Origin of the sequence: Nostoc sp. WHI (assembly GCF_015714725.1) — a bacterium.
Taxonomy (GTDB): domain Bacteria; phylum Cyanobacteriota; class Cyanobacteriia; order Cyanobacteriales; family Nostocaceae; genus Nostoc.
Genome location: NZ_WBKM01000187.1, coordinates 1 through 4840, shown reverse-complemented (window position 1 = coordinate 4840; position 4840 = coordinate 1). Strand labels below are relative to the sequence as shown.

Sequence of the window (4840 nt, the reverse complement as noted above, 5' to 3'; positions counted from 1 at the left end):
GTCTCAAATACAGTTCTGTTGCAAGCTCCCTCAATAGTAAATGGAGCAAATAAATTCCCATTACAATATGCGGCAATCATATTAACTCGACCTTTTCTCCTGCCACTTTTGAGTGCATGGAAACGCTCACCCTTGCTATTCCAACCATAGCCATAATCTTCTCTATTATCCATTCCAGCTTCATCTATATAAACTATTTTCTCTGGTTTATACAATGCTATCTCTTCTCTAAACTCTTGCCGTTTAATTTCATCTCGTTCTTGATAACCATAAGTTTTTTTTACGAGTAAACCCAATTTTATTTAAGGCTCTTGATATTGTGCGTTAGCGTAGCTCGCCGAAGGCATCGCTAATTTTTTCCGGCCATAGTTCAGCCATTTCTACTTGAGTTTTATCCCCATTAACCTCGACAAATTTCTTAAATTTTTCTCAGTCAGTAATTTTATGACTATTTCCTGGTGGTTGACTTGGTAACACTTTGTAATCTCCCGTGCTGGCTTTTCGTTGAAGCCAAAGGTTGATTGTATTTCGACTGATTTGAAAAACTTGAGCCGCTTCACTCTTCTTCATTCCGTCTAACTCGATTGCCTGAATTACCTTCTGACGTAAGTCGTAACTGTACGGTTTTGCCATAATCTGTTTTTATACTGAATATATAATCTGTATCTAATCTTACTTTCATTAGAGATTATACTGTTTGTCCTAACCATCTTGGCGGTTGCTATACAAATACAACCTTCTGCAACTCTGGAATAAGTTCACCGACTTTCAGGAAACACAGCTTGAGCAAACAACCATACTAAATCGCTACGTCCGTATACTTCGTTATACAGAGCGTCTTCCTACGCATTTCCTCGATGACGCGGTGAAGATTAGAGATTGGTTGCTGTCCACCACCACACGGCAAATGGCTTGGCTACTGGTCAACCATTACAGCCAGTGTTGTCAGTGGGCTGTCATATCTCAACTGATACCAGACAACCCCTTTGAGCCACTAAAAACCAAACAAGCTAAGAAAAAATCTATTGGTGAAGACCGTCGAGCGTTCACTTTGGAGCAGAGAGATTTAATTATCAAAGCATTTGAAAATCACTCTGAATATTGTCATTATTCATCATTAGTCAAATTTCTGTTTTGGTCAGGTTGTCGTCCTGGCGAGGCGTTCGCTCTTACTTGGGGGGATATCTCATCTGATTGCTGTCAAATAAATATTAATAAATCACGGAACTTATACCGGATATTAAAAAGCACAAAAAACGGGGTTAAAAGGACATTCCCAAGTGTTCGTGGTTCTAAACTTCAAAAACTACTGCTTGACATAAGACCAACTCGATCCGATCTCAGCACCTTGATTTTCACGGATAAACTTGGCGATCCGTTAATCTCTGCTGTCCTACACAAAGCCTGGAATGGACAAAGATATAAATCAAATGGGCGTGAGTATCGGTATCTAGGAGTAGTCAGTGAATTAGTGGAAAGGGGGCACTTGCCTTTTTACTTGAAACCCTATGCCACACGCCATACCTTTGCAACTTGGGCTATTACTCAAGGCGTTTCCCCCGACAAGGTTGCCAAGTGGATCGGCGACAAGGTAGAAACCGTTTTGAAATATTACTGCCATCCTAATGTCGTTGAGGCTGAATGCCCGGATTTTTAGCTTCTACTCAAATGCTACTCAAAATTTAGTTATTAAGTCCTCAAACCTCGGCTGTGGGGTAGTCTATTACAATACCTTTGCCAAAATAAGAGCCAACAAAAATTTGGGCAAAAATGGCAAAATGACCCATACATAAGCGTTTAGCTTATAAGGTAGCTTGGAATATCAAACCCTTGATACTACGGACAATACGTTAAAAAACCTTGTGGGAAACCTTGAAGGAATTTTTAGGACTTATTGTTTTTGCCAAGCCTCAGAGAAAAGGGAGTTCAGATATCAACTCACCCTCGTAAATTGGCAAAGGTATTGCTATTATAAATAGATTACTTTCCAATACAAAACTTGCTAAAAATTCTATCTAAAACTGATTCTGTAACTTCTTCGCCAGTAATTTCTCCTAGTGCCTGAATCGCACCCCGTAAGTCAATTGTCCAAAAATCAAGAGGTAACTGCTGGGCAATGGTTGCTTGTACCTGTTCCAAAGAAATTTTAGCTTGAGTTAAGGCTGCTGCTTGCCTTTGGTTAATGGCTAAATCCATATCAGCAGCTTGCACTTTTCCCGTTTGAACTATCTCTAAAATTGCTGTTTCTAAAACATCAATACCTTGATTTTTTGCTGCTGCTGTGACAATTTTAGATTTGGAATTTGGCATTTGCAACTGAAGATTTTTCCTATCGTCTTCTTTTACTAAGTCGATTTTGTTGATAACTAGAATTAACGGACGGTGTTGTACCTGTTTATAAATTTCTTCATCGCCTTCTGTCCACCCAGATGAAGCATCGATGGTAAGCAAGACTAAATCGGCTGCATTTGCAGCACGACGCGATCGCTCCACGCCAATTTTTTCCACTTGGTCTGTTGTTTCCCGAATCCCCGCAGTATCTAGTACTTGTACAGGAATTCCGCCGACAACTAACTGAGATTCTACAACATCGCGGGTTGTACCTGGTAAGTCAGTCACAATGGCGCGATCGCTTTGGCTCCAAGCGTTCAATAAGCTGGACTTACCCACATTCGGACGCCCAACAATTGCCACTTTTAAACCAGTGCGTAACAACTCTCCTTTATCTTTGGTTTCCAATAACCTGGTTATTTCTGCGGCAATTTTCTCAATTTCTGATATTATGACTTTATCATCCAAAGGAGGCAGGTCTTCCTCAAAATCGATTCGAGCTTCAATTTCTGCCAGAATATCTAAACAGTTAGCGCGTAACTGGCGAATCGGATGAGCTAATTTTCCTTGTAAACCAGCTAAGGCAGTTTGAGCCGCTTGGGGCGATTTAGCTCCCACTAAATCAGCAATACCTTCGGCTTGAGTTAAATCCAATCGTCCATTTAAAAAGGCGCGGAGAGTAAATTCTCCCGGTTGCGCTAGTCTAGCACCGTTTTCCAAACACAATTGCAACACCTGTTGCACTGCCATAATTCCCCCGTGGCAATGGAACTCCACCACATCTTCACGGGTGTAAGAACGGGGTGCTTTCATGATCAACAACAGCGTTTCATCCACCAGTTGTTGCGTCTGGGGATGACGAATGTAACCGTAGAGAATCCGGTGACTTTCCCAAACTTGTCGCCCTGGTGCGTGAAAGAGAGTTTGGGCTAGAGCCATTGCTTGGGAACCAGATACCCGCACAATGCCAACGCTACCCTGTTGAGGGACAATAGCAGTAGCGATCGCGGCGATGGTTCCAGTGGTGGCAAAAACTTCTGACATGAGTGTCCTTCATAAGAGTGAGGAGAGACGCGATTAATCGCGTCTGTACTTAAGAGTCAAAATCATAACTCATAACTAATAACTTTCTAAATGGTAAGTATTTAGACTAATGAAATGGCAACTGGCAAGGTAAAATTTACCTGGAGGGTAATGCCTGGGAGTAAAGAGTGAGGAGTCATAACCCATAATTTTTAGAGAGGAATTTACTGTGGAGCAAAAGATTAACTGCGCCGAAGCCTGTGTTAACGGCTGTGTTTTAGGGGATAAATGCCCCAATATCGAGTATAGAGAGGCCGCTGCAAAATTTATTGAAGAGACTCCCTTAGATAAAATGTTGGAATTGGCACAAGAACGTCTGCGGAAAAAAATTACGGAACCGCCAAAATGGGTTTTTCCTGAAGATCCATAGCATTCGTGGTAACAGGCACTAGCAAGACAATGCGGAGGCTAAATAGTATCTGGATCTATATTTAATTCTCGCAGTTTTGCCGCCAAGCGATCGCTGCGTTGCGTCTCCTGTTGTGCAACTTCTTCCGGCGTTGGAACTAGTTCCCCTTCAGGAGTGTAAAAGCGTAAATTTTCTTGATAAACCCCTAAATATAAACCTAATTGTTGACTCCACAACCAGCCTTGAGGATTTGGTTGGAGTGGTTGATATTCACCATCAAGCAAATGGAACCCTGTAAATTCTAAAGTTTCTGGGTCAAACCAGAAGTAATCTGGTGTGCGAAAAATATCTTGGTAAATTTGTTTTTTTAAGCCTTTATCAGTATTGCCTGTGCTATCGGAGAGAATTTCTATAATTAGATTTGGATATTTGCCATCTTCTTCCCAAACAACCCAGCTTTTACGGTGCTTGCGTTCAGTCCCCAGTACCACAAAAAAATCTGGCCCCCGGAAGTCTTCTGATTTGCGCTGGCGTGGACTGTAGTAGATGGTGAGATTACCCGAAGCATAGAAGTCGTTGCGATTTTGCCACAACCATTCTAAGCATTGGATGAGCAGTGTCATTTGCAATCGATGCAAGTCAGTTTCCAAAGGCGGTTCGTCACTATATAAATCCCCTGGCGGAAATATAACATCTTTTAGGACTTGAAAATCTTTGGTGACAGACATGGTAGAAAGTCTCTAGGTACTTTAGATGTGGAAGCTAAATAGTATCTGGATCTATGTTTAATTCTCGCAGTTTTGCCGCCAAGCGATCGCTGCGTTGCTTCTCTTGTTGTGCCCGTTGCGTCTCCTGTTGTGCCCGTTGCGTCTCTTGTTCTGCTCGTTGCGTCTCCTGTTGTGCCACTTCTTCCGGCGTTGGAACTAGTTCCCCTTCAGGAGTGTAAAAGCGTAAATTTTCTTGATAAACCCCTAAATATAAACCTAATTGTTGACTCCACAACCAGCCTTGAGGATTTGGTTGGAGTGGTTGATATTCACCATCAAGCAAATGGAACCCTGTAAATTCTAAAGTTTC

4 protein-coding genes and 2 pseudogenes are annotated in these 4840 nt (G+C 41.9%); 2 read left to right on the top strand and 4 right to left on the bottom strand.

Translation table 11 applies throughout. From position 1 onward, the window contains the following. Positions 1–633: pseudogene (locus F8S12_RS40740) on the bottom strand (IS630 family transposase); the annotation flags it as partial. An 85-nt stretch (positions 634–718) separates the two neighbouring features. On the opposite strand from F8S12_RS40740, the gene F8S12_RS19365 reads away from it, so the two are divergent. Further along, positions 719–1657: a site-specific integrase gene (locus F8S12_RS19365; protein WP_196517724.1), complete on the top strand. Its 939-nt coding sequence runs from the start codon at positions 719–721 to the stop codon at positions 1655–1657. A gap of 323 nt (positions 1658–1980) precedes the next feature. Here F8S12_RS19365 and mnmE read toward each other — a convergent pair whose 3' ends face one another. After that, positions 1981–3375: a tRNA uridine-5-carboxymethylaminomethyl(34) synthesis GTPase MnmE gene (gene mnmE / locus F8S12_RS19360; RefSeq protein ID WP_196517723.1), complete on the bottom strand. Its 1395-nt coding sequence runs from the start codon at positions 3373–3375 to the stop codon at positions 1981–1983. Positions 3376–3583: 208 nt separating this feature from the next. On the opposite strand from mnmE, the gene F8S12_RS19355 reads away from it, so the two are divergent. Next, complete coding sequence (locus F8S12_RS19355) at positions 3584–3784, top strand: hypothetical protein (RefSeq protein WP_196517722.1); 201 nt, start codon at positions 3584–3586, stop codon at positions 3782–3784. A 38-nt stretch (positions 3785–3822) separates the two neighbouring features. Here the strand turns inward: F8S12_RS19355 and F8S12_RS19350 are convergent, their stop codons facing one another. After that, positions 3823–4491, bottom strand: coding sequence for a Uma2 family endonuclease (locus tag F8S12_RS19350; RefSeq protein ID WP_196517721.1), 669 nt, complete (start codon positions 4489–4491; stop codon positions 3823–3825). Positions 4492–4525: 34 nt separating this feature from the next. Further along, a pseudogene (locus tag F8S12_RS19345) lies at positions 4526–4840 on the bottom strand (Uma2 family endonuclease); the annotation flags it as partial.

Excerpts from the sequence above, each read along its gene's own strand:
- F8S12_RS19350 (WP_196517721.1), bottom strand. The coding sequence starts at position 4,491 with ATGTCTGTCACCAAAGATTTTCAAGTCCTAAAAGATGTTATATTTCCG.
- mnmE (WP_196517723.1), bottom strand. The coding sequence starts at position 3,375 with ATGTCAGAAGTTTTTGCCACCACTGGAACCATCGCCGCGATCGCTACT.